Annotated in this window: 19 protein-coding genes; 6 read left to right on the top strand and 13 right to left on the bottom strand. The window is 62.0% G+C overall.

Features of this window, described 5'->3' with window-relative positions; all coding sequences use genetic code 11:
- Positions 1-50: 50 nt before the first annotated feature.
- The 3 genes from P0D68_RS04475 to P0D68_RS04465 all read right to left on the bottom strand — a co-directional run bounded on the left by P0D68_RS04475 (position 51) and on the right by P0D68_RS04465 (position 3,707).
- The gene (locus P0D68_RS04475; RefSeq protein ID WP_408294870.1) at positions 51-773 is read right to left on the bottom strand and encodes a PepSY-associated TM helix domain-containing protein; all 723 of its coding nucleotides are present in this window, start codon (positions 771-773) and stop codon (positions 51-53) included.
- Positions 770-1,453, bottom strand: coding sequence for a Fe2+-dependent dioxygenase (locus P0D68_RS04470; RefSeq protein ID WP_408294867.1), 684 nt, complete (start codon positions 1,451-1,453; stop codon positions 770-772). The genes P0D68_RS04475 and P0D68_RS04470 overlap by 4 nt, the downstream gene beginning before the upstream one ends.
- Before the next feature lie 67 nt (positions 1,454-1,520).
- The gene (locus tag P0D68_RS04465) at positions 1,521-3,707 is read right to left on the bottom strand and encodes a TonB-dependent receptor (protein ID WP_408294864.1); all 2,187 of its coding nucleotides are present in this window, start codon (positions 3,705-3,707) and stop codon (positions 1,521-1,523) included.
- Positions 3,708-4,160: 453 nt separating this feature from the next.
- Between P0D68_RS04465 and P0D68_RS04460 the strand changes: the two genes are divergently transcribed.
- Positions 4,161-5,156 (top strand): aldo/keto reductase, encoded by a 996-nt coding sequence (locus P0D68_RS04460; protein WP_408294861.1) that lies wholly within the window; start codon positions 4,161-4,163, stop codon positions 5,154-5,156.
- 42 nt (positions 5,157-5,198) lie between these two features.
- Here the strand turns inward: P0D68_RS04460 and P0D68_RS04455 are convergent, their stop codons facing one another.
- From P0D68_RS04455 to P0D68_RS04435, 5 genes are all read right to left on the bottom strand, one after another.
- Positions 5,199-5,999, bottom strand: a complete 801-nt coding sequence (locus P0D68_RS04455; RefSeq protein ID WP_408294858.1) for an ROK family protein — start codon at positions 5,997-5,999, stop codon at positions 5,199-5,201.
- A gap of 35 nt (positions 6,000-6,034) precedes the next feature.
- Positions 6,035-7,642: a glucose-6-phosphate dehydrogenase gene (zwf, locus tag P0D68_RS04450; RefSeq protein ID WP_408294855.1), complete on the bottom strand. Its 1,608-nt coding sequence runs from the start codon at positions 7,640-7,642 to the stop codon at positions 6,035-6,037.
- Positions 7,643-7,802: 160 nt separating this feature from the next.
- Positions 7,803-10,613 (bottom strand): MGH1-like glycoside hydrolase domain-containing protein, encoded by a 2,811-nt coding sequence (locus P0D68_RS04445; RefSeq protein WP_408294852.1) that lies wholly within the window; start codon positions 10,611-10,613, stop codon positions 7,803-7,805.
- Positions 10,614-10,664: 51 nt separating this feature from the next.
- A complete protein-coding gene (locus P0D68_RS04440) occupies positions 10,665-12,647 on the bottom strand; it encodes an amylo-alpha-1,6-glucosidase (protein WP_408294849.1) in 1,983 nt (660 codons plus the stop codon).
- A 155-nt stretch (positions 12,648-12,802) separates the two neighbouring features.
- A complete protein-coding gene (locus tag P0D68_RS04435; protein ID WP_408294846.1) occupies positions 12,803-13,114 on the bottom strand; it encodes a hypothetical protein in 312 nt (103 codons plus the stop codon).
- A 159-nt stretch (positions 13,115-13,273) separates the two neighbouring features.
- Here P0D68_RS04435 and P0D68_RS04430 point away from each other — a divergent pair, with 159 nt between their 5' ends.
- Together P0D68_RS04430 and P0D68_RS04425 are read left to right on the top strand one after the other, a co-directional pair.
- Positions 13,274-15,427 (top strand): phosphocholine-specific phospholipase C, encoded by a 2,154-nt coding sequence (locus P0D68_RS04430; protein ID WP_408294843.1) that lies wholly within the window; start codon positions 13,274-13,276, stop codon positions 15,425-15,427.
- Positions 15,428-15,573: 146 nt separating this feature from the next.
- Entirely contained in the window at positions 15,574-15,843 is a 270-nt protein-coding gene (locus P0D68_RS04425; RefSeq protein ID WP_408294840.1) for a cupin domain-containing protein, read from the top strand.
- 43 nt (positions 15,844-15,886) lie between these two features.
- Here P0D68_RS04425 and P0D68_RS04420 read toward each other — a convergent pair whose 3' ends face one another.
- Positions 15,887-17,002 carry a succinylglutamate desuccinylase/aspartoacylase family protein gene (locus P0D68_RS04420; RefSeq protein ID WP_408294837.1) on the bottom strand — a complete coding sequence of 372 codons (1,116 nt, stop codon included), beginning with the start codon at positions 17,000-17,002 and terminating at the stop codon, positions 15,887-15,889.
- 38 nt (positions 17,003-17,040) lie between these two features.
- Complete coding sequence (locus tag P0D68_RS04415) at positions 17,041-17,808, bottom strand: transporter substrate-binding domain-containing protein (protein ID WP_408294834.1); 768 nt, start codon at positions 17,806-17,808, stop codon at positions 17,041-17,043.
- A gap of 123 nt (positions 17,809-17,931) precedes the next feature.
- Between P0D68_RS04415 and P0D68_RS04410 the strand changes: the two genes are divergently transcribed.
- Complete coding sequence (locus P0D68_RS04410) at positions 17,932-18,852, top strand: LysR substrate-binding domain-containing protein (protein WP_408295211.1); 921 nt, start codon at positions 17,932-17,934, stop codon at positions 18,850-18,852.
- A gap of 12 nt (positions 18,853-18,864) precedes the next feature.
- On the opposite strand, the gene lysA is transcribed toward P0D68_RS04410, so the two are convergent.
- Entirely contained in the window at positions 18,865-20,106 is a 1,242-nt protein-coding gene (gene lysA, locus P0D68_RS04405) for a diaminopimelate decarboxylase (RefSeq protein WP_408294831.1), read from the bottom strand.
- 112 nt (positions 20,107-20,218) lie between these two features.
- On the opposite strand from lysA, the gene P0D68_RS04400 reads away from it, so the two are divergent.
- Both P0D68_RS04400 and P0D68_RS04395 read left to right on the top strand, forming a co-directional pair.
- On the top strand, positions 20,219-21,148 hold the full coding sequence (locus P0D68_RS04400) for a LysR family transcriptional regulator (RefSeq protein WP_091805544.1): 930 nt from the start codon (positions 20,219-20,221) through the stop codon (positions 21,146-21,148).
- Between the two features lie 174 nt (positions 21,149-21,322).
- The gene (locus P0D68_RS04395) at positions 21,323-22,177 is read left to right on the top strand and encodes an oxidoreductase (RefSeq protein ID WP_408294828.1); all 855 of its coding nucleotides are present in this window, start codon (positions 21,323-21,325) and stop codon (positions 22,175-22,177) included.
- 29 nt (positions 22,178-22,206) lie between these two features.
- On the opposite strand, the gene P0D68_RS04390 is transcribed toward P0D68_RS04395, so the two are convergent.
- Both P0D68_RS04390 and P0D68_RS04385 read right to left on the bottom strand, forming a co-directional pair.
- Complete coding sequence (locus P0D68_RS04390; RefSeq protein WP_091805538.1) at positions 22,207-22,623, bottom strand: rubredoxin; 417 nt, start codon at positions 22,621-22,623, stop codon at positions 22,207-22,209.
- A gap of 453 nt (positions 22,624-23,076) precedes the next feature.
- Positions 23,077-24,297 carry a Rieske 2Fe-2S domain-containing protein gene (locus tag P0D68_RS04385; protein ID WP_091805534.1) on the bottom strand — a complete coding sequence of 407 codons (1,221 nt, stop codon included), beginning with the start codon at positions 24,295-24,297 and terminating at the stop codon, positions 23,077-23,079.
- Between the last annotated feature and the right edge of the window lie 41 nt (positions 24,298-24,338).

Below are 24,338 nucleotides of genomic sequence, written 5' to 3'. Positions count from 1 at the left end.
CAGGCAAGGCGGCGGATTTCTCCGGGATTACGCCCTGCCCGCAGCGGCATTTACAGCAACCCGACGCATACTGCGGCGACGATCGATCCCAGCACCAACACCGCGCCGACGGTCTTGCGTTTGTTCAACTCCGTCCAGAGCAGAACGCCGGTAAGGGACAAGAGAATGATGCTACCGGCCAGCGTGTCGATCAGCAGCACCCAGCCGACGCTCAAGCCCACCCCCTTGTGCAGATTAGTCAGCACCGCGAGGAACGTGTTCTCGCTGCGCTTGACCGTCACGTAACCGTTGCCCACCCAATATTCGGCGGACGTGTTCTCTCGGGGCGACGCGAAATTGAGCTGCCAGTGCTCCGGCTGGACTACGCTGCGCTCGCCCCAAGCGACCGGATGCGCAGGCTCTTTCTGAACACGCCCCGGCGTGCCCGCCAGTTTCAGTTCATGCTTGAGCCACTTGCCCAGATCGCGTGGCGTCTCGGGCGCCGGTTGCGGCAACGGCACCTGCAACACCGCGACCTGCGGCTCGCCGGTCGATACCTTGAGCGGACCGCCGCGATGATTCAGCAGAAACCCCGTGGTGCCGAACAGCAAACCCAGCGCCGCGCCCCACAAACCGACCCAGCCATGCACCTTGCGCAGCCACTTGATGAAGGTGGCGCGGCGCGAGCGCTGCTGGCGCGCCTTCAACTCGCCGCCGTCAAGGCGCTGCGGCTCGCGGGCCGCGCGGTCGATGCCCCTGGGCGCTTGAATGTCGAATGCCTCGGGTGCGCTCACGGTTCGCTCCAGTTACGCAACAGGTTGTGATAGATGCCGACGAGGCTGCGGCGTGCGGCGTCGTCGGCGTTGGTGGCATTGAGCCGTTGAATGGCGTTGTCCATGTCGAACAACATCGCACGCTGCGTATCGCTGCGCACGAGGCTTTGCACCCAGAAGAAACTCGCGACGCGCACGCCGCGCGTGACCGGCGTGACCTGATGCAAACTCGTCGCCGGATAGACGATCATGTCGCCCGCCGGCAGCTTGACCTGCTGCACGCCGTACGTGTCTTCGATCACGAGTTCGCCGCCGTCGTAGTCGGCGGGGTCTGAAATGAACAGCGTCACGGAGACGTCGGTGCGCAGCTTCACGCCGTTGGGCAGCACTCGCACGGCGCCGTCGACATGACTGCCGAACTGCATGCCGCCTTCGTAACGATTGAAGAGCGGCGGATACACCTGGTTCGGCAGCACCGAGCTGATGAACAGAGGATTGCGTTCGATCGACGCGAGAATCACGTCGCCGAGTTGGCGCGCAATGGGCGTGTGTTCGGCAATCTGCTGGTTACGCTTGACCGGTGCGCCCTGATAGCCCGCGGTCGCGCGGCCGTCGACCCACGCGTCGCCGGCATTGTCGAGCCGCTCGCGCACGACGCGCAACTGCTCGGCGCTCAGTACATTCGGAATGTGCAGCAACATGATGGTTCCTTTGCGTCGACTTGCCGTCTTCGAAAACGGCAAGCCTAACGCACCCGTTCAACGTGCATCAAAAGCGGTAATCGAACGTCGCCAGCAACGTGCGTCCGATACCCGGTACGGAACGGCCGCCGTCCGACGGAATCAACGCGTCGTAGTACGTCTTGTTGGTCAGGTTCAGCAGGTTCAGGCGGACGTCGTATTTCTTTGCGTGATACGCCGCGGTCGCATCCCAGCGCGTGTAGCCCGGCACCTGCACGTAATTCGTGTTCGATGCGTAACGCGGCGACATATACGTCGGACCGCCGCCGATTTCCCAATGCGGCGTGAACGCGTAGGTAGTCCAGAACGTCAGCGTGTTACGCGGCGTGTTGGCCGGCACGTGACCTTGCGTGCCGTCGCGCGCCTTCAGGATGATGGCGTCCATGTAGGTGTAGCCGCCGAACACTTGCCATTTGTCCGTAATGTGGCCCGTCACTCCGGCCTGGAATCCGTCGACGCGAACGTCGCCGTCCAGCTCGTATTCCGTCGGCGACACCTGGGTGCGCGCGTTGGTTTTTTCCTGGCGGAAGAATGACGACGTCACCGAGAGATTGCCGCCGAGCAGATCCCATTTCGCGCCGACTTCGTACGATCTCGTCGACTCGGGCGCGAGGTTCTGCGTAAGGTTGGTTACCGTCAGCGCTTCGAGGGACGGATTGAACGACGTGCCGTAAGAGACGTAGTACGACTGCCAGTCGGTCGGCTGATAGATCACCCCGGCGCGCACGCTGGTGAAGAAATTGGTTTGCGTGGCGTAGGCCGGCAGGCTGATCGTGTTGTGGATCTGCGCCTGGAAGCGATCCCAACGCAAGCCGCCAATCACCTTCCATTGCTGGCCGATCGATACGGTGTCGTTCAGGTAGGCGCCGATTTCGTTCGATCCGGAGTCTGCGTAGTTGCCGACCGTCGTCGTCACACCTGCGGGCGTGGACAGATACGCGGGATTCACCATCGAAACGACCGGCAGATTGTTACGCGTGTACGCCTGGTTCGAATAGCTGTCGTGACTGAGGCTGACACCGGCGATCAGGTCGTGCTTGATCGGGCCGGTCACGAATTTGTATTGCAGCATCGTGTCGTTGTACAGCGAGTGGTTCTCGATCACACGGTCGTGGCTTTGCAACTTGATGAACAGTTGCGACGGCGACAACGTCGTGTAGTTGCCGTTGGTCAACGCGGTGCTGCTCGCGAGCGGCCCCGTCAGCACCGCTTGCGGCGCGGTTTCGCGCGCGTCGGTCATCGAGTGCGAGAACTGCGTCTGGTTGGTCAGGATCAGGTTGTCCGAAAACTTGTGCTTGAGCGCGGCCGTGACCGTCTGCACGTCCTGAATCGTGCGGTCGGTGGTCAAGCCGTAGAAGGTGTTCTTCGGCACCGGCGACGGGTGGCCGTTCAACGCCTGCACGCCGTAGTCAGGCATGTCGTAGTTGTGCTGGATCAGCGCGGAGATCGTGACTTCGGTCGGCGTGCCGATCCCGAAGCGCACTTCCGGCGCGATGCCGTAGTCCTTGTTCTTCATCTCGTCGCGCGTCGAACCGAGGCTTTGGCCGAATGCGTTCAGGCGAATCGCCGAGGTCTCCGTCAGCTTATGGTTCACGTCGACGGTGCTGCGATATTTGGCGTCGGTGCCGATCATGCCCGTGACTTCCGCCGAGTCCTTCAGGTTCGCCTTCTTGCTGACCTGGTTGATCACGCCGCCCGTCGAACCGCGACCGAACAGCATCGACGAAGGACCGTACAGCACTTCGATTTCTTCGAGGTCGAACGTGTCGCGATAGTACTGGTTGCGATCGCGGAAACCGTCCAGATAGATGTCGTTCTGTGCGGTGAAGCCGCGCAGGTTGATGTTGTTGCCGATCTGACCGCCTTCGGCCGCGCCGATCGTCACGCCCGGCGCGTTGCGCAGCGCGTCCTGGAACGAGGTCGCGCCTTGCGATTGCAGCACGGCCTTGTTGATAACCGTGACGGTCTGCGGAATATCGCGCAGCGCCGTGGGCGTCTTTGCACCGACCGTCGACCGCTCTGCCTGGAAGTCCTGTTGTTCAGCCTGCGCCGAGACGCCGATGGTCGGCAAGGTATGGCTGTCGGCGGTGGTCGTCGCGGCCGGCGAGGCGGCTGGCGACGCGGTTTGCGGAGCGGTCTGCGCGACCGCCGGAGTCGCAAAGGGAACGGCAAAAGCTAGCGCTAACGCTGTCGCAAGCGGCGTGTGGTTGAACATGGAAATCCCGTCAGAGATGCGCTTGCCCGACTCGCATACCTGAGATGGAATCAATGACAAATTCGCAATTGGCTGGCTGCCGGTCTCGTGCGCACGGCACCGATGACGGGATGGCTGGCTGCTGTTAAATGAGAATCGCTATCATTCCACACGCATAAAACCGCATCAATCGCAGCGTCGCTTACCCCTCGTAACGGAATTGTTTCTATTTTTTACTATTGAAAGGCATATGTAATTTAAGGCGCTCGAGTTATGCCTGAATATTACATTTCAGTAATGTTACTTGCATTGAAATAAAAGGCTTTCTTGCTTGTAAGTTCAAAACACACCGAACCGAAGCTTTCAACTTACTAACGGTTTACAGCGATCGCAGCCGGCATCAATTCCCGACACGGTTTATCCTTTTTGCAACACTGCATCTTGAACTGTTCCGTTCATCCCCCGGAGTTGACCATGCAATATCGCAAATTCGGCCGCACCGGCCTGACCGTTTCGCGCCTGTGTCTCGGCACGATGACCTTCGGCCTGCAGACCGAAGAAGATGACTCGCATCGCATACTCGACACGGCGGCGGATGCCGGCGTGAACTTCATCGATACGGCCAACGTGTATCCGCTCGGCGGCGGCGAGAGTATTGCCGGTCGCACGGAGGAGATCGTCGGGCGCTGGCTGAAGGGCAAACGCGACCGCTTCATTCTGGCGACGAAAGCGGTCGGCAAGATGGGACCGGCGGCGTGGGATCAAGGCGCGTCGCGTAAACATCTGCTGGATGCCATCGACGCCTCGTTGCAGCGCCTCGGCACCGATTACGTCGACCTCTACCAGCTTCACTCCGACGACGCGAATACGCCGCTCGACGAAACCCTCGAAGCGCTGGACGTGATCGTGCGATCAGGCAAGGCGCGTTATATCGGCGTGTCGAATTTTCTCGCGTATCGGCTCGCCCGCGCCTTGGGCCGCGCCGATGTTTTGCGTGTGGCGCGCTTCGTCTCCGTTCAGCCTCGCTATAACTTGCTGTTCCGGCAGATCGAGCGCGAGTTGCTGCCTCTCGCAGACGAAGAGCAACTGGCCGTAATGCCATACAACCCGCTCGCGGGTGGGCTGCTCACGGGCAAGCATCAACTGGATGCGACGCCGACGTCCGGGCGTTTCACCGAAACCGTCGGCAAGGCCGGCGCGATGTATCAGCAGCGGTATTGGCACAAACGCGAGTTCGAGACGATCGAGCAATTGAAAGCCATCGTGGCGCCGACCGGTGAATCGCTGACGCGGATTTCGCTCGCCTGGGTGCTGGCGAACCCGCTCGTCACATCCGCGATTATCGGTGCGAGCCGCGCCGAGCAATTGAGCGATACGCTCGCGGCGTCCGAGTTCGTGCTCGATTCGCAGATCAAGACGCAACTCGACGAAGCGAGCGTGGAATATCGTTGGGGCGACGCGGCGCGTTAAGCGCAACCGCCTGCCGCGAGGGCGGCAGGCGCCGCGCGAAGATCACTTGAAGCGGCCCGCCCGTTGATTGGCTTCCGGCAATTGCCGCGATTCACGCATGGACTTTGCATGCCACAGACGCGCGCCGCCTTCAATGCCCGCATCGTTCGAAACGGTCGCCACGTTTGCCGGCAGATCGAACTTGAGTCGCTCAGCGTTGCCGCCACCGATCCACAGTTTGTCGTAGTTCACCAGCGCGCTCAGGATCCCGATCACCTTCTGAACGCGCCGGTTCCAGCGTTTGTTTCCGACTTTCTCACGCGCCGCCTCGCCGATGTATTCGTCGTAAGCCACGCCCTTCTTGCTGACCGGGTGATGCGCAAGCTCCAGATGGGGCATCAGCTCACCGTCGCGAAACATCGCCGTCCCCGCGCCCGTGCCGAGCGTCAGCACGAATTCGAGGCCTTGGCCCTGGATCGCAGCGAAACCCTGCATCTCGGCGTCGTTGATCATACGAACCGGCAATCCGCCCAGGCGCTGTGCCAGTGAATCAGCCAGTGGAATATCGTGCCAGCCTTCGACGCCAAAGTGCGGCGCGGTCAGAATACGGTTGTTGCGCACCACGCCCGGAAAGCCGATCGACATCAGCGTAGGCGGCTCCTGTTCGACGAGCGGTGCGACCAGCGTCGCCAGCGCGTCCACGAGTTGATCCGGCGTACACGGATGCGGTGTCGCCACTCGCACGCGCTCCGTTTTCATCTTGCCGTCCGCGTCGATGATCGCGGCTTTCAAACCCGTGCCACCAACGTCGATCGCCAGAATTCGCTCGGTACTGCTTGTCACTTTCGTCTTACGTGTCGCCACGGTGTCCCCCGATTGCGTTAGTGCGGCTCGTTGAATTACTTCTTCTGAACGGCGTCCTGTTTCAACGGCCGCCATTTGTGACCGTCGCGCGCCAATAGCGCGTCTGCTTCCGCGGGACCTTCGCTGCCGGCCGCATAACCATGCACCGGCATCGCACCGCCCGATTTCGGATGCAGCACGTCGTCCACCGCGCACCAACTCGTTTCGATACTGTCGGCACGCTGAAATAGCGTCTCGTCGCCGAGCATGCAGTCGTAGAGCAAGGTCTCGTAGCCGACGTTCGCCCGCTCCGCGAAAAAGTCGCCATAGTCGAACGACGACTGCACTGGCCCGACTTGCATGACCGGCCCCGGCGTCTTCACGTTGAAGTCGAAGCTCGTGCCATGCGCGGGATCGATGCGCAAGGTCAGCACGTTAGGCGTAAGTGCGTCCACTGGAGTGTCACGAAACAGGCGGAACGGCACCGGTTTCAGTTGCACCGAGATTTCCGTGCGACGCGCGGCCAAGCGCTTGCCGGTGCGCAGATAGAACGGCACGCCGGCCCAACGCCAGTTCTCGACGAACACGCGTGCCGCTGCGTAGGTTTCCGTCGTGCTGTCCGGCGCGACGTCCGGCTCCTCGCGGTAGCCGACACCCGCCGGGCCCTTTGCATATTGACCGAACACGACGTCGTCCGGAGTCAGCGGCTGGATGGCGTCGAAGATCTCAGCCTTCTTGTCGCGCACGGCCTCGGCATCGAACGAATTGGGCGGCTCCATGGCGACCATGCCGAGCAACTGGAACAGATGGTTCGGCACCATGTCGCGGAACGCACCGGTCTGTTCGTAGAACTTGCCGCGCCCTTCCACGCCGATCGTTTCCGCGGCGGTGATCTGCACACAGTCGATATATTCTCGCCGCCACATCGGTTCGAACAGCGCATTGGCGAAGCGCACCGCGAGAATGCTCTGCACGGTGTCCTTGCCGAGAAAGTGATCGATGCGATAGACCTGCGATTCCTTTGCGTACGACAGGATATGCGCGTTCAGATCGCGTGCCGAAGCGAGATCGGTGCCGAACGGTTTTTCGATCACAAGCCGGCGGAAGCCGCCGCTGTCGCCCTCTTTCAGCAGGCCAGCATTGCCGAGACGCTCGACGATCGGTTTGAAAAAGCGCGAACTGACCGCGAGATAGAAGATCACGTTAGCGCCCGGCGCTTGCTCGATCTTTTGCTTGAGCTTCGCGAAGACATCGTCAGTTTCGAATTCGCCGGCCATGTATTCGAGCCGTTGCGCGACCCAGTCCCACGCCTGGTCGTCGAGCTTGCCGGCGTGGAAGGTGCTGGCTTTGTCGGCGGCAAACTGTTCGAGCGACTTGTGCAGGTCTTCGCGCCACTCGCTCGTCTCGCGTTCGCCATGATTCACCCCGATGATTTTCATCCCGCCGTCGAGCAGGCTGTCCACCGCCAGGTTGTAGAGCGCCGGCATGAGGAGCCGTTTCGTCAGGTCGCCGCCCGCGCCGAAGATCACCAGCGTACAAGGTGGCGCGGGCCGCTTGCCAGCCGGCGAAGCCGGCGCTTGCTGCGGGCTCGCGCTGACTTTGCAACTCGGCTGTTGACTGGCGGCGGGGCGAGCGGATGTTCGGTTATTCGGTGTAGTCGACATGGGATTCACTTTTGGAAACCAATGGAACGAACGTGGTGATACATGAAAGACCACGCTTGAACCCACACAGTTCAAAAACCGCCGCGCGCCCCTGTTCGCCGTGCAATGTTGTAGGGCTTATGTAACCTCACTCACCTCATAGACTCGGCGCCGCCGCGCACTACTTCGCCGATGCGTGCGCGGGCTCGGGTGCGGATGCCGGCGCGGGCTCGGGCGACCGCGCCGCTGCTGCGGCTTGCGCCGACGGTGAAGCTGGCACAGGCTCCCGATCCGTTTCGCCCGGCAACGGCACGTTGCCCGATGCGCCCATCACGCGCGGTTGCAACAGCAACGCGACCAGACCGGTCCAGCCGGTTTGATGCGAAGCGCCCACGCCGCGCCCAGTATCGCCATGAAAATACTCATGGAACAGGATCAGATCGCGCGAACGCGGGTCGGCCTGCAATAACGGATACGCGCCCATGACCGGACGCTCGCCATCCTTGTTCTTGAGAAACAGCGTGGTACACCGGCGCGCCAGTTCGTCTGCAATTTCGCTCAGCGTAAACGCCTGGCCCGAGCCGGTCGGATACTCGACTTTAAAATTGTCGCCATAGTAGCGATGAAATTCATACAGCGATTCGATCAGCAGATAGTTCACCGGCATCCACACTGGTCCGCGCCAGTTCGAATTACCGCCGAACACGCGCGTATCGGATTCGGCCGGCAAATACTTCACGGTGAAACTGTCGCCGTTGTGATTGAACACGAACGGCTGATCGCGATGAACGCGCGAGAGCGCTCGCACGCCGTGATCGGAGAGAAATTCGCTTTCGTCGAGCGCACGGCGCAGCAATGCTTTCATCCGATGCCCGCGCAATAGCGAGAGCAACAGCGAGTTACCCTTGCCCGGCTCGTTCCAGCGCGAAACCAGCTTCGCCAGATCCGGACGATGTTCGAGGAACCAGACAAGCCGCTCACGCAAACACGGCAAGCCGCCATGCAGACGCTCTTCGAGCACATGCACGGCGAACAGCGGAATCAGCCCTACGATCGAGCGCAGGCGCATGGGAACGCTGCTGCCGTCCGGCAAACGCAGCTTGTCGTAGAAGAACTCGTCCTCGCTGTCCCACAAGCCGGTATCGCAGCCGTCGTCGCAACTCACGGCTTGCGCGATATACAGAAAGTGCTCGAAGAACTTCACGCCGATGTCGACGAAAACATGATTGGCGTACGCGAGTTCCAGCGCGATACGCATCAGGTCGAGCGCGTACGCGGCCATCCATGCGGTACCGTCGGCCTGGTCGATGTGGCCGCCGGTCGGCAGCGGCGACGAGCGGTCGAAAATACCGACGTTGTCCAGCCCAAGAAAGCCGCCTTGAAAAATGTTGTGGCCGTCGGCGTCCTTACGGTTCACCCACCAGGAGAAGTTCAGCAGCAGCTTGTGGAAAACGAGTTCGAGAAAATCGCGATCGCCCTTGCCCGTGAGCGCGCGGTCGATTTCGTACACGCGCCACGCGGCCCACGCATGCACCGGCGGATTGGCGTCGCCGAGCGCCCACTCATACGCAGGAATCTGACCGTTCGGATGCTGATAGCGGTCCTTCACCAGCAACAGCAATTGCCGCTTCGCGAACGCCGGGTCGATCAGCGCGAACGCGGCGGCATGAAACGCCAGGTCCCACGACGCGTACCACGGGTATTCCCACTTGTCGGGCATCGACACGATGTCCGCGTTGCACAAGTGCCGCCAGTCCATATTGCGGCCATGCTTGCGGCTTGCAGGCGGCGCAGGCTGAAGCGGGTCGCCCTCGAGCCAGCGTTGCACGTCGTACTGGTAGTACTGCTTCGACCACAGCATGCCGGCGAGCGCCTGACGCTGCACCAGGCGCGCGTCGGGGTCGGTAATATCGTGCTGCAACGCGCCATAGAACTCGTCGGCCTCGGCAATGCGGTGCGCGAATATCGCGTCGGCGTCGAGTTGCACGTCGTCGGGACTCGACTGCGGACGCCAGCGCATGTACACGACCGCACGTCCACGGGGTCCGAGCTCGATCGCAGCATGCGCGCCGGCCTTGGTGCCAGCGTCTCGGCGAATCGCGTGTTCATCGCCGTGCACGAGATAATCGTTGAAACCGTCTTTGAACGGACCCGCGCCGTCCGTATTGAAGAGACGCTTGACGTTGGTGTCGTTCTCGCAGAAGAGCCATGTCACCGGCGCGTCTTTCGACCATGCCGTGACGACGATCGGCTCCTGGCCATGCTGATGCCCGACCACATGCGCGTCGCCATTGTGGTCCGCGCCGGCAACGAGCGAGGGCTTGTCCTTGTTCTCCTTCCACGACCAGGAATTGCGCGCCCAGATTTGCGGCAGCACATCCAGTGAGGCCGCCTGGTCCGCGCGGTTCTCGATGGTCACGCGCATGAGGATATCGTCCGGCGCGTGTTTCGCGTATTCCACCTGCACGTCGAAGTAGCGTAAATCGTCGAACACGCCCGTGTCGAGAATTTCGTACTCCGGCATGTCGCCGCCGCGTCGCGCGTTTTCCTGCACGAGGTCTTCGTAGGGATAGGCGGCATGCGGGTATTTGTACAGCATGCGCATGTACGAATGCGTCGGTGTGCCGTCGACGTAAAAGTACAGCTCTTTCACATCTTCGCCGTGATTACCTTGAGCATTCGTGAGACCGAACAGGCGCTCCTTCAGGATCGCGTCCTTGCGATTCCAGAGCGCGAGCGAAATGCACCAGCTCAGCTTGTCGTCGCCGAATCCGGCAATGCCGTCTTCGCCCCAGCGGTAAGCGCGGCTGCGCGCATGGTCGTGCGGAAACGAGTCCCACGCTGTACCGTCCGCGCTGTAATCCTCGCGCACGGTGCCCCATTGACGCTCGCTGAGATACGGTCCCCAGCGCTGCCAATGCGCACAGTCGGCCGAATGGAGCCGTGAACCCTCAATGGTGGCGAGCAGATTGGCAGCGCGCAGCGGTGGCATGACTACGTCCTTGCATCAGGCTTGGCGGTGGGACACACATCGTAGCGCGGTTTAGGCGCCGGCGGTCGGCAACCGGGCAAGCAGCGTTTCCATGCGCAGCAACTCGCCCAGCGACCAGGCCTGAAAGGGCGTGCCGGCCGGAGCGTGCGGCGCGTCGCCATCGGCGATTTCAGAGAGATGATCGAGGCCGGCATGATCGAGATGCGCGTAGAGCGGGTCGAGAAAGCGCGTTTTCGCTTGCATGCGGGCGTCCGCCTCGCCGCCGTGGATTCGCAGCCACGCTTCGACAAACGGACCGAGCAGCCACGGCCACGCGGTTCCTTGATGATAGGCGCCATCGCGCTCCAATGGAGGCCCGCCGTAGTGCCCGCGATAAGCCGGGTCGGACGGTGCGAGCGTCCTCAGCCCCAGCGGCGTGAGCAACAGCGCTTCGACCTGATCGAGCACCGCACGCGCCGCCGCGCCTTGCAGCAAGGGAAACGGCAGGCCGCCTATGGCGAAGATCTGGTTGGGGCGGATCGAGCGGTCGATCGCGCCTTTGACGTGATCGACATCCACGTTGTCGAAGAGCGCTTGCGTGGCTGGATCGATGAAGCGTTCATGAAACGCTTGCAACGCTCGGTCGGCGGCAGGCTGCCACTGCGAATTCCACGTTGCTGCAATGCGCAATGCGTTGATCCAGAGCGCCTGCACTTCGACCGGCTTGCCGATGCGCGGCGTCACCACCCAGTCGCCGACTTTCGCATCCATCCACGTGAGTTGAACGCCGGGTACGCCGGCGCTGAGCAGGCCGTCGTCGGCGGATGCCTGGATGTTGAAGCGCGTGCCTTTCGTGTAGCCCGCGAGGATGGATTCGCTCGCCTGTTGCAGGCGCTGCTGCGTCGCAACGCTAGCGTGATGGGTCGCGAGATAGTCGTGCACGGCGACGATGAACCACAGCGACGCATCCACCGAGTTGTATTCCGGCGTGTCGCCATAGTCGGGGAAGCGATTTGGCAGCATGCCTTCGGATAGCGTGCCTGACCATTCGAGCAGGATCGCTTCAGCGTCGTCGAACCGGCCCGATGCGATCAGCAAGCCGCGCATTGCGATAAAGGTGTCGCGCCCCCAATCAGTGAACCACGGAAAACCCGCGAGGATCGTGCGGCCTTCGTTGCGCTCGACCACGTAGGTATCGGCAGAACGTTGCAGGCGAGAGCCAAGGGCGTCGCGGCGCTGTTGTTCGATGCGCGCGAGTTCTGTCGCATGCGCGGCTGCCGCCATTGCGTTTGGAGATTGCGTTGCGCTCGCAGTGTGAGAAGCGCTGAGAATCATCACGGCTTCACCATCGGCGAGATTGAAGGTGAGCACGCCGGGCGTCGCGAGATCCTCGCTGAAATCGAGCCCACGTTCTCGCTCGCGAACGTAGCAGAAGTTGCGATACCAATCCGGCGCGTGGGTGTAGACGCCGTTCGTCGCACACTGGATCACCGGCAGATCGCCGTAGGGTTGCCAGTTCACGCAGGCCCGATCGTCGCTCGTCTGCGCATTGAAATTGAATGCGGCGTTTTCATGATGCAGTGCGTGGTAGTCGCGGCCCGATAGTAGCGGCCTGACGTTCAATGTGAGAGGGATCGCTTCAGCTTTGTTTCCGACACCCTCCAGACGCCAGCGCAAAACCGTTTCGCGGGTCGCCTTGCTAACGAACACATCGGCGGTCAACACGAGATGCGTGTCGAGTTGCATACGCCACGTCGGCCACGGCGCGGTGTCGAACGTAACCAGACTCGCTGTCAGGTCCGGATAGATCAGATCCGGCACGTATCGCTGCATGCTCAACGGATAACGCTTGCCATTCGCCTCCAGCCACGCCTCCACGCCGTTGACAAGCACGACACGCCCGCCTGGCGCACGCGTAGCCGAGAGCAGCAGCGCGTGATAACGGCGCGTGCGCAGCATGCCGACCGTACCTGACGCGAACCCGCCGAAGCCATCCGCTTCCAGCCATTCGTCTTCGAGACGCGTGATGTCGAAAGGTCGTTCGATGTGTGTCATGAACTTACCGGTTGAACAAAGCCGTCAATCATTCGGTGTGCCTGGACGACAGGCACATGGCGCTGCGGTGACCATTCTCCTACTTATCACTTTCCGCTTCCTTTCGAAAAACCGACTCGCAGACGCAAGTTTTACCACTCGCAAACGTTTCACAATTATTTCTTGAAAGGGTTGGAGACTGCATCCGCTTTCACGAACTGGATGCAAAACATGAGAAGAGACAAAGGCCTCACGAGTGACGCTCGGGTTGCCGCTCGGTTTTCCGCTTTGGTTGCGCTTGCAACTTTAGCGTTGAGCGGTTGCGGTGCGGATGATTCCGCGCCTTCCGCGGCGTCTTCATCGCAAGCCGTTGCCGGCAACGATGCCGCGCCCGGTGCGGCGATATCGCCCGCCACGCCGATCCTCAACGCATCTTCAACGCTTGCGGCAAACCCAACCGCGGCCTCCGATCCGATCACGCAGAACATGCAAGCCAGTCTCGCCGCGGACAACCAGCAAGTCGCACCCGTCATGCATTACGCGCCCGGCGACAGCGGCAGCAGCAGCAGCAGCAGCAGCAGCAACTGACCCGATTCCACCGGCGCGCGAGCCGCGCTATTCTTTTCCCACGCAGAAGGTGATATTCGATGACATCAACTAGCCGTCGCCGTTTCCTGCAGACCGTGGCTTCATCCGCGGGCGCTGCTGCCGCACTGACCGCACTGCCCGAGTCGATTCGCAACGCACTTGCCGTTCCCGCGTTTTCGCGCACCGGCACGATCCGCGATGTCGAGCACATCGTCGTGTTCATGCAGGAGAACCGCTCGTTCGACCACTACTTCGGCCACCTGCGCGGTGTGCGTGGCTACAACGACCGCTTCCCGATTCCGCTGCCCAACGGCAAGCCGGTGTGGTATCAACCGTCGAAGGAAGATCCGACCCGGCCGGTCCTGCCGTTCCATCTGAACACGGCGACCACCAGCGCGCAATGCGTCGGCGATCTGGATCACTCCTGGTACAAGACCCATGCCGCAATCGACGGCGGCCGCTACGACCAATGGCCGGCCACCAAGACCGACATGACGATGGGTTATCACCTGCGCAGCGACATTCCGTTCCATTACGCGCTGGCCGATGCGTTCACCATCTGTGACGCTTACTTCTGCTCGCTGCCGGGACCGACGCACCCGAACCGCTCGTATCTGATGACCGGCATGGTCGATCCGACCGGCACGCTGGGTGGTCCGCTGCTCGACAACAACGATTTCGTCGACGGCGACGGGCCGCCGAATTACCAGTTGCTCTCGTGGACCACGTATCCGGAGCGTCTGCAAGCCGCGGGCATTTCGTGGCAGGTCTACCAGCAAGGCCTGACTGGCGCCGATCCGCTGAACGGCAACTACGGCACCAACATCCTGCAGAACTTCACGAACTTCATCAACGCGCAGCCGGGTTCGCCGTTGTATGAGCGCGCGCAAACCGTGCGCACCATCGCCGACCTGAAGGCCGACGTGCTGGCCAACAAGCTGCCGCAAGTATCGTGGTTGTGCCCGCCGGCTGCGTACTCGGAACACCCGAGCTACACGCCCGCATACGGCGCGGAATACACCTCGCAGATTCTGGATGCGCTGACGTCGAATCCCGAAGTCTGGAGCAAGACCGTGCTGTTCATCATGTACGACGAGAACGACGGCTTCTTCGATCATCTCGTGCCGCCGCAACCGGCCACGACCGGCGCGCAAGGCAAGTCGACGGTCAGCACCGAAGGCGAAATTCACAACGTGGTGAATCCGTTACGGGGCGGCAGCTACACCGCCGACGGCCTGCCCTACGGCCTCGGCCCGCGCGTGCCGATGACCATCGTGTCGCCGTGGAGCAAGGGCGGCTTTGTGTGCTCGCAGGTGTTCGATCACACGTCGGTGATTCGCTTCATCGAAGCACGCTTTGGCGTGTATGAGCCGAACATCACGGCATGGCGCCGCGCGGTGTGCGGCGACCTGACCACGGCGTTCGACTTCCGCACGCCGGACTCGAAGGTGCCGCCGCTGCCGGACACGAGCAACTACAAGAGCATCGCCGACAACCAGTGCGCCACGCAGCCGAAGCCGACCGTCCCCGCGACGCCGGGCGCGATCGACCCGCAGGAAAGCGGGATTCGCTTCGCGCGCCCGTTGCCGTACGAGTTGCATGTGAACGGGCACGCAGACGCGAAGAAGAACACGTTCGAAATCTCGATCGGCAACACCGGCGATCAGGGCGCGCATTTCTATCTGTACTCGACCAATCGCACGGATGGCCCGTGGCGTTACACCGTCGAAGCAGGCAAGTCGCTCAACGAAACGTTCGATCTGACGGTGACCAACGGCGTGTACACGTTCGAAGTGTTCGGGCCGAATGGTTTCGTGCGCAAGTTTGCGGGCAACACGCAGCAGGCGACGGCGCAGAACGCGCAGTTCGCAGGCGGCCACGGCAGCAACAAGCGCGCGGAGCCGGAAGTGAAGGTGCAATACGACGTCGCGAACGGTAACGTGTTCCTCAAGTTCAGCAACAAGGGCGGCGGCATTGCGCGTTTGACGGTGACGGACAACGCCTACGGTGCGCGCGCCCGTCCGGTGCTGGTGCCGGCAGGCGCGCATATCGAAGAAGCGTGGATACTGGCGTCGAGCCATCACTGGTACGACTTGACGGTGACGAGCAACGACGACGCCAGCTTCTCGCGCCGCCTTGCGGGTCACGTCGAGAATGGGCGGCCGAGCATTAGCGATCCGGCGGCGGTCGCGCCGGTGTTGGTGGCGAATTAAGAGCGGGTCATGCGCGCTGGGCTTCAATCGGGTACGTGGCTGGTTTGGAAGGCTCGATCGAAGCCCAATTGCGCGAGCACGCTCTGCAGAAAATCGCGCGCGGCGTTAAAGTGAAGCTCCACTATCGCTTTGCCGAGGCACACGCTATGGACCGTAACGCATTCACCGAAAGCCTGACGAAAGAAGGCTTCCCCGACGCCGTGGTTGTCACGCGCGAGGCGAACGTAGAGATGGAAGTTCACGAGCATCCCTTCGAAGCCAAGGCACTGATCCTTGAAGGCGAAATGAATATACGCGTGGGCGACGAAGAGCGCGCGTATCACGTCGGCGACGTTTTCCACGTGCCTGCGAACAAGCCTCATTCGGAACGCTATGGCCCGAACGGCGTGACGTATCTGGTGGGCAGGAAGCAGTAAGGCGCGGCCTGGTAGACAGTCCGCGCCCATGGAAAGAGAACTGTCAGGCGCCCAGCAATACCCCGGTCCTGAAAGGGCGCGTGCCCGTTACGCGCCCGAGCGGTGCGCCGGCCGTCACAAAGCGAATCGCGCGTCGCATGTAGAACACACCTTCCGTTTTGCTGACGATGGTTGTCGTCTCGTCCGTCAGCGGATCGACGATATCGAATAGCGGTTGCCCGACGCGAATCGTGTCGCCAATCTTCGCGCGATGAATGAGGATTCCGCTCACAGGCGCATAGAACTGTTCGCTGCCGGCCAGCGGGGTGGCCGGCGCCAGCAATTCCGGTAAAGGCTTCGCTTCGAGCTGGATCGCTCTGCGCCACACGAGGTAATCCACCAGCGCGTCGGCATCTTCCTGGGCGACCTCGTAGGAGACGTCGCGCTGTCCGCGGCATTCCACGGTCACGGCAATCGCACCGGTAGGCACCGGCTTGTCGGCCGGCAACGCCTGCTGCAATTGCCACCACAACAGGCTATGCGTTTCGTCGAATGCTTCGCCGCCCGAGTTGGTGGCGAGCAACGACGCCTGCGCCCCGAGATAGCGCGACAAAGGCTCGAACTCGGCCCACGCGGCCTCGCTCGTATAGAGATGCATCGCGGCTTCGAGCGAACAGTGCAGATCGATAATCACATCCGCATCGAACGAGAGTTTCAGCATTGCCAGTTGCAGCGATTCGAATTCCGTCAACGGTTTCTGCGCGGCCAGTTCTTCGCCAATCAACTGGCGAACAATCCGCACATTCTCGGCGGCATCGGAACCCAACACTTCTTTGGCTTGGGCCACCAACTTCGGAAACTGCAGGAAGTGGCGATTGAAGTTCTTCCCGCTGCCCAGATCGAAGCGGCCAAGAAACTGGCCGAGCACATATTGTCCGAGCCCGACCGGATTCGCTACCGGCACCAGGACGATTTCCGCGTTCAGCGCACCCTGCTTCTCAAGTTCGAGCAAACGGCGCTTGAGCAATACCGTCGTCAGCATGGCGGGCGTTTCATCGGCATGCAGCGACGACTGGATATAGATCTTCTGACCGCTATTCGCGGGTCCGAAGTGAAACGACACCAGTTCACGGTGCGTGCCGATAGCCGGCGAGAGAAGCGGAATCGATTGCCTGTTCATGAGCGTGAGTCTTTAGAAGAAAGTCGGGAGTCGGAGAATCAGTTTCCGTACGGATCGAAGTCGAAGTACTTCTTCGCGATCTGCGCATACGTGCCGTCCTTGCGCATCGAGGCGATCGCCTCGTTGATCGAGGCCTGCACCGCAGTCTCGTCCTTACGCAAGCCGATGCCTACGCCGCGATCGCCCATCGAGAGCGGTTCGCCCACGAACGCAAAGCCCTTGCCCGCCGGCGTGCGCAAGAATCCATAGTCCGCCTCCACCGAACCGAGCAACGCCCCGTCGAGTCGCCCGTTCTCCAGGTCGGCGAAGACTTCTTCCTGGCTCTTGTACGCCACCACGTGCACGCCGAGCGGCGCCCAGTTCTTCAACGCATACCCTTCGAACTGCGTGCCCGACTGCACGCCGATCGACTTGCCTGCCAGCGCGCTCAAGCCGCCCGCAAGCGCGGAACCCTGCCGCGCGATCAGCCGCGATTTGAACTGGAACAGTTTCGACGAAAACAGAATCTGCCGCTCGCGCTTTTCCGTGATCGCCATTGAAGACAGGATCGCGTCGATCTTGCGCGCCTGCAACGCAGGAATCATCCCCGAGAATTCGAGTTCCACCCACTGGCAGCGCGCGTGAATGCGCTTGCAGATTTCATTGCCGAGATCGACGTCGAAGCCTTTGAAACTGCCGTCGGGCGCTTTGGAGTCCATCGGCGGATAGGTCGGATCGATGCCGAGGCGCAGCGTGGTGGAATCAGCGGCAAACGCGCCACTGCTGAAAGCCAGCGCGGCGCTCAAGATCATCAGCGAAATTTTCATGGGAGGACGGAGTGTGAGGTGGGCGGATTGACTACGGTGCCATCCTATGTGGCGCCCGCGCCTCAAAGAAGTCCCGATCGGACTATCATGATCACTTTTCCCGATCACCGGATGGCAGCCTCCATGGCGTTGACGATCTCCCAACTCCGGGCATTCACCGCCGTCGCCGAGCACGGCAGCATCCGCGCGGCCTCGCGGGCGCTCGGCATTGCGCAGAGTGGCATCACGCAGCAATTGCAGAACCTCGAATCCATGCTCGGCGCCACGCTCTTCACCCGCACGAATCGGGGCATTGCGCTGACCGCGCTCGGCCAGCGGCTGTTGCAGCGGGCCGGCGCGATCATTGGCGAATGCGAACGCGCGGAGCAGGAAGTGCAGCAACTACAAGGCGACTATGTCGGCGAGGTCACGTTCGGCATGACGACCGAGCCGCTCGTCGATGCGTTCGCGCCGGTGCTGATGGAATTTCGCACGCGCTTCGAGCGGGTCGCGGTGCATCTGCGGACCGGCACCTCGCGCATGATGATTTCGTGGATTCGCGAAGGCACGCTGGATTTCGCGGTTGCGCTGGTATCGAAGCATACGGATACCGCCGATCTCTCGGTCATGCCGCTTTATCCGTCCGATCCGGTGATCGTCTGCCGCCAGGGGCATCCGAAAGCGGGCGCGACGTCGCTAGCCGAACTGGTCGATTGCACGTGGGTCGCCACGCGCTCGCCGAATCTCACGGCCGACCCGCAAATCAATCGACTGAGCCATCTGTTCGAGAGCCACGGCTTGCCGCCGCCGAATATCGTCGCGACGGTGGAAGGCTTGTACGAGACGCTGCATCTGGTGGGCGCAACGGATTGCCTCTCGCTGGAGTCGTCGATCGTTGTGAAGCGTGGGCCGTTTGCGAGCACGCTCACCTCGATTCCCGTGCGCGAGCGCGCGGTCGAGCAGAACGTCTGCCTGTTGCAGCGCGCCGCCATTCCGCTTACGCCCGCTGCGCAGGAACTCGCCACCATGATCGCTTCCTACACGCGCACGGTGCGGGCGCGTTGAGCGACGCTGGAATCAAACCGCTATTTCGAGCGCGAGCAACTCATCGAGCGTTTGACGACGACGAATCAGTCTAGGCTTGCCACACTCCAGCAACACCTCGGGCGCGAGCGGCCGGCTGTTGTAGTTCGAAGACATCGACGCGCCGTACGCACCCGCATCGTGAAACACGATGAAGTCGCCCACTGCGGGCGTCGGCATTGAGCGACTCGTCATGACACCGCCCGCGGCCTGGGTGAAAACATCGCCGGCTTCGCACAGCGGCCCGGCCACCGCGAACGAATCAGCCGGTGCGTCACTCGGCGAGCCATCACGTCTCAGCACCGTCATCTCATGATGGCTGCCGTAAAACGACGGCCGCACCAGGTCGTTGAATCCGGCATCCACCAAAGCAAACTGCTGCGTGGGGCGCGAGTTCAACGCGTGGACTTCCGCCACGAGCACCCCCGCCTGCGCGACCAGAAAGCGCCCCGGTTCGATCTCCAGCCTCACGCCATGCCCGACGTGCGCTTCGATCTGCCGCCGCGCCGCGTCCCAGAGGCGGAAGTAATGCTCGACATCGATGTCTGGCTCGCCTTCGCGGTACGGCACCGACAGACCACCGCCCGCGGAAATTGCTTCGATATCGTGGCCCAGTCCCTTCACAGCTTCGACCATCGCCTCGCAGACGCGCGACAGATGCCCATAATCGACGCCCGAGCCGATATGCATGTGCAACCCGACCAGCTTCAGACGATAACGCCGGACCAGTTCAATCGCGCGCGGCACATCGTCGAGCCAGATGCCATGCTTGCTATGCTCGCCGCCCGTGTTCGTCTTGTTGCTGTGCCCGTGGCCGAAGCCTGGATTGATCCGCAGCCAGACGCGATGGCCTTCGGGCGCATGGCGTCCTATCCGCTCGAGCATATCGAGCGAACCCGCGTTGACTGTGATGCGGTGTTCGACAACAGTGGAAAGCGTCGCATGATCGATCAGATCCGCCGTGAACACGACGCCTTCTGGATCGCCTTCTGGTGCAAAACCCGCCGCAAGACTACGACCGATTTCGCCCAACGAGACGGCGTCGACCATGACGCCTTCGTCGCGCATCAGTTTGAGGATATGCAGGTTCGAACACGCCTTCTGCGCGTAGCGGATCACGTCGAAGCTGCGCAATTCGGCAATGCGCTCGCGGATCAGGTCTGCGTTGTAGACCCAAAGCGGCGTGCCATGCTCTTGCGCGAGTCCGACGAATTGTTGCGGATTGAATGGCGTCACGGTTTCCGTCTCTCGATGTCAGAACGTTGGTGTCAACGACATCATGCTAAAAACATGGCATTCAGTAAAATACCAATTCTCGGCAACTCCATTCACTTCTGATATACCCATCATGGCGCTCACGCATCGGCATATCGAAGTCTTCCGCGCGCTGATGACAGCGGGCAGCGTCACCAAAGCGGCGGAGATGCTCTTCACCTCGCAGCCCACCGTGAGCCGCGAACTCGCGCGCATGGAACAGAGCATCGGCTTTGCCTTGTTCGAGCGCACGAACGGCCGGCTGCGCCCCACGCTGTCCGCGCTCATGTTGTTCGACGAGATCAAGCGCGCGTATGTCGGGCTCGAACGTGTGGCGTCCACCGCCGCCAGCCTGCGTGAATTCCAGGGCGGCCAGTTGTCCGTGATCGCTTTGCCCGCGTTTTCGCATTCGATCCTGCCGGGCGCGGCGAAGCGCTTTCACGACGCCCAACCCGGCGCGAGTTTGTCGATCGCAACGCAGGAATCACCGTTTCTGGAAGAATGGCTGACGGCCCAGCGCTATGACCTCGGCTTGACCGAACATGGCGCGCCGCCAGCGGGCACGCGCCTCACGCCATTGCTCGAAGTGGATGAAGTGTGCGTGCTGCCTGACGGGCATCCATTGCTCAACAAGCGCGTGATCGCGTTGAAAGATTTCGCGAATCAGCCTTTCATCAGCCTGTCGTCGAACGATCCGTACCGGATTCAGATCGACGAAGCCTTCGCGCAAGCGAATATCGCGCGCCGCCAGCTCGTCGAGACGCCCACGGCGGTCTCGGTGTGCAGTTTCGTGCGGCAAGGTCTTGGCGTCGCGATCGTCAATCCGCTAACCGCTCTCGATTTCGCGGGCCGCAACCTGCATATCCGGCCGCTCGCCGTGTCGTTGCCGTTTCGCGTGAGCGTGATTCATCCGGAACATCGTCCGGGCCACCCGCTCGCCGGCGCGTTCGTTCAGGCGCTGCAAAGCGAAGCCGCCGCGCTCCGGCTACAATTGAAGATCCACACCGGACGCAAGCAGCAATAACGGCGTCGTTCTCGCATCCAAGCACGCGAACGGCCGCCGGCACCCACCGAAAAAAGTCCGGGCACGCTTCAAGCTAAGCACTGCAGCAAACCGATTGCGCACGCGAACGGCGCACAGCGCGCTCGCGCCGCATGGAGTCCTCTTATGTCGTAGACATCAACAGGAGTTTCCCAAATGATGAATCGAGATAATCCCGCCTGGCTGATCACAGGATGTTCCACCGGATTCGGCCGCGAGCTGGCAAAGCTGGTGCTGGAACGCGGCTGGCGCGCCGTGGTCACCGCCCGCGACCCGTCGAAAGTAAAAGATATCGTGGAAGGCCACGCCGATCGCGCACTGGTTCTGCCGCTCGACGTGACGAACCCCAAGCAGATCGAAGACGTGGTCACGCAAACCAGGCAACGTTTTGGCCGCGTCGATGCGCTCGTCAACAACGCGGGCTATGGTTATCTGGCCGCGATCGAGGAAGGCGAAGACGACGAAGTCCGCGCCATGTTCGAAACCAACGTGTTCGGTCTGGTCGACATGACCAAGGCCGTCCTGCCGATCATGCGTGAGCAGCACAGCGGCTTGATCGTCAACGTGTCGTCGATTGGCGGCATTACGAGCTTCGCGGCGACCGGCTATTACCACGCCACCAAATACGCGGTGGAGGGTCTATCCGAGTCGCTGGCGACCGAGGTGAAACCGCTCGGCATCGACGTGTTGATCGTCGAGCCCGGACCGTTCCGCACCAACTGGGCGGGTCCGTCGATCAAACAGTCGGCGACAGTGATCGACGACTACGCGGCCACGGCCGGCGAACGCCGCAAGCAGACCGAGGCGCGCAGCGGCAAGCAGGCGGGCGACCCGGTGCGCGCGGCGCAGGCAATCATCGACGCTGCGCTGTCGGACAAACCGCCGCTGCGTTTGCTGCTCGGCAAAGTCGCACTCGAACTGGCGCGCAAGAAGCTGGACTTCATGCGTGGCGATTTCGATGCATGGGAAGCCACCACGGTAGGCGCGGATTTTCCGGAGGGCGCGGGTTAATCAGCCGCGCGAGTTATCCGTTGGCCGGGTTAAAACTCGACCAGCGCGAAGTCTTCCTTGCCCACGTCGCAAAGCGGGCAGCGCCAGTCGGCCGGGACGTCCGCCCATCGGGTGCCCGGCGCAATGCCTTCGTCCGGCAAGCCCGCCGCTTCGTCGTAGACCCAGCCGCAGATCACGCAGACCCACTGCTTGAAATCGTCCGCGCAGGCCGCACCGTCGGCGGACGCCTGCGGCGCTTCGGCCGCGTGCGACGCCGGCGTTTCATCCAGGCTCACCACCAACGGCGCGGCCGTGCCTTCGCCGGTTGCCGCGAGACGCGCCTGCAGGCTTTCCAGCAGCCGCTCTGCCTCGGCCTGCGTCAGATCGATCCAGTAGGGATCGCCGGCGCCGTCGTTGAGCCGCTCGGGGGAAAACTGGATTTCTACGGCTACGCCCTTCTTGTACATGGCAAATCGGAATATCGATAAAGCCGGCAGCGCGCCCCAAAGAGACTTTCTTCGGGACGTGCCGGCAGGGGTCGGAAGCGTTGCGCCGAGACTTCGCGCAGAGATTAGACGAACTGGTTCAGCACGATGGCGGCGATCAGGCCGGCGGCGCCGATGAGGCCCAGCAATTGCAGCAGAGTGAGGGATTTACGGGTTGCGGTAGGGATGTGTTGCGTAGTCACGGGCTAGTCTTGAAGATCGGAAAAAGCGAAATGGTACACGGGTACGCGGCCGGCGCATGTCGATTAGCGCAAACCGCCGTGCATTAGCTGCCATTATCGCCGCTCGATCGCCCGGGATTCCCTACCGTCCGGAGATGGATTAATTCCCCTCGAAGGGGAAAGTTTTTCTTACGAATTATCCGCGCGATATTGTCACTGGCGCGAGGCGTCCGGCTTCAAAGAGGCCGGCCTATCAGCTCTTCGCAAGCGGGCTGCCCTGACGCGAATCCCAGAAGCGAATCACCGCCGTATCGCCCGTGCCGGCGCCCACGACCTGATCCGGCGCGCCGCTCTCGCGCAGCAACGCGCGCAGTTCGTTGATGACCGGAAACACCTCGTGATTCCAGTCCGCGCCTTGTGAATCATGGGCGCGCTGTTCGGCTTCGACGATTTCGCGGTCTTCCTTGAAAATGCGTTCGGTGAACCACACCAGCAACGGCCACGCGAGATTCAGCACGCCGGGAATGCCCGGTTTGCGAATCGACAGCAGCCCGAACGTGCGGTTGGTGCGCTGCTCACGATCGAGCGGCACGTAGACGATCCACAGATTCATCACCAACGTCTGCTCCGACGTTCGGATCTGCAGCGTCTGATACGGATATTCGGTGCGGATCGTCATCACGTCCTTGTCGTTGTCGCCGCCGGTTTTGCGGCTCTGGCCAAACACGATCGCTTCGCCGATCGGCTGCTGACCGGCCATGCGCGCAAACGTGTAATCGACTTCGACCCAGCCTTCGCCACGGCGCCGGCCGAGCGAGCGCGCCCGCATCTGCCCCATCTGCTTGCGATGCAAAAACTGATGGTTCATGTCCATCAGGTTCTCGTGCATGAACGAGTAGTGGCAATTCACCGGACGGCCGAAGCGGCGCGTCTTGTACTTCGTGTCCGACACCGAGCCGAGATCCGGCATGGGCCGTTGTTCGGCCAGAGCGGCGTCGCCGGGGAAAACGAAGATCAGGCCTTCGACTTCGCGGCACGGATAGGAGCGCACGCCATTCGGCAGACGGTCGCGGCCCAGATAGGGCACGTCGATGCACTTGCCCGAGCAGTCGTACGTCCAGCCGTGGTAGCCGCAGCGGATCGATTCGCCATCCACCACGCCTTGATGCAATGGCACCTGACGATGCGCACAGCGGTCCTCGAGCGCGAACACCTTGCCGCCCTCCGTGCGCGCCAGCACGATCGGGTCGCCCGCGAACGTGACACCATGCGTCTTGCCCCGCTTCACCTCATGCGACCACGCAAGCGGATACCAGTAGTCTGGGTGGATGCCGACGCGGCGCAGATCGCGCACCGGCGCGTCGTTGGCAGCCTGGCCGGGCGCGTGAGCGGCTTTTTGCGATGCTGTCTGGGGGGGCGACACATCGACGGTCGCATCGCCGGTGTCTTGTTCTAGCGGGGGCACAGCATGCATAGGTGGGTCTCCGTGCACGGGCGGATAGAAGGTTGCCGCCC

It is taken from the genome of Paraburkholderia sp. RL17-380-BIE-A (genome assembly GCF_046028085.1).
Lineage (GTDB): Bacteria > Pseudomonadota > Gammaproteobacteria > Burkholderiales > Burkholderiaceae > Paraburkholderia.
The sequence above is the reverse complement of the archived record's forward strand: the minus strand, read 5'-3'. Positions and strand labels throughout refer to the sequence as shown.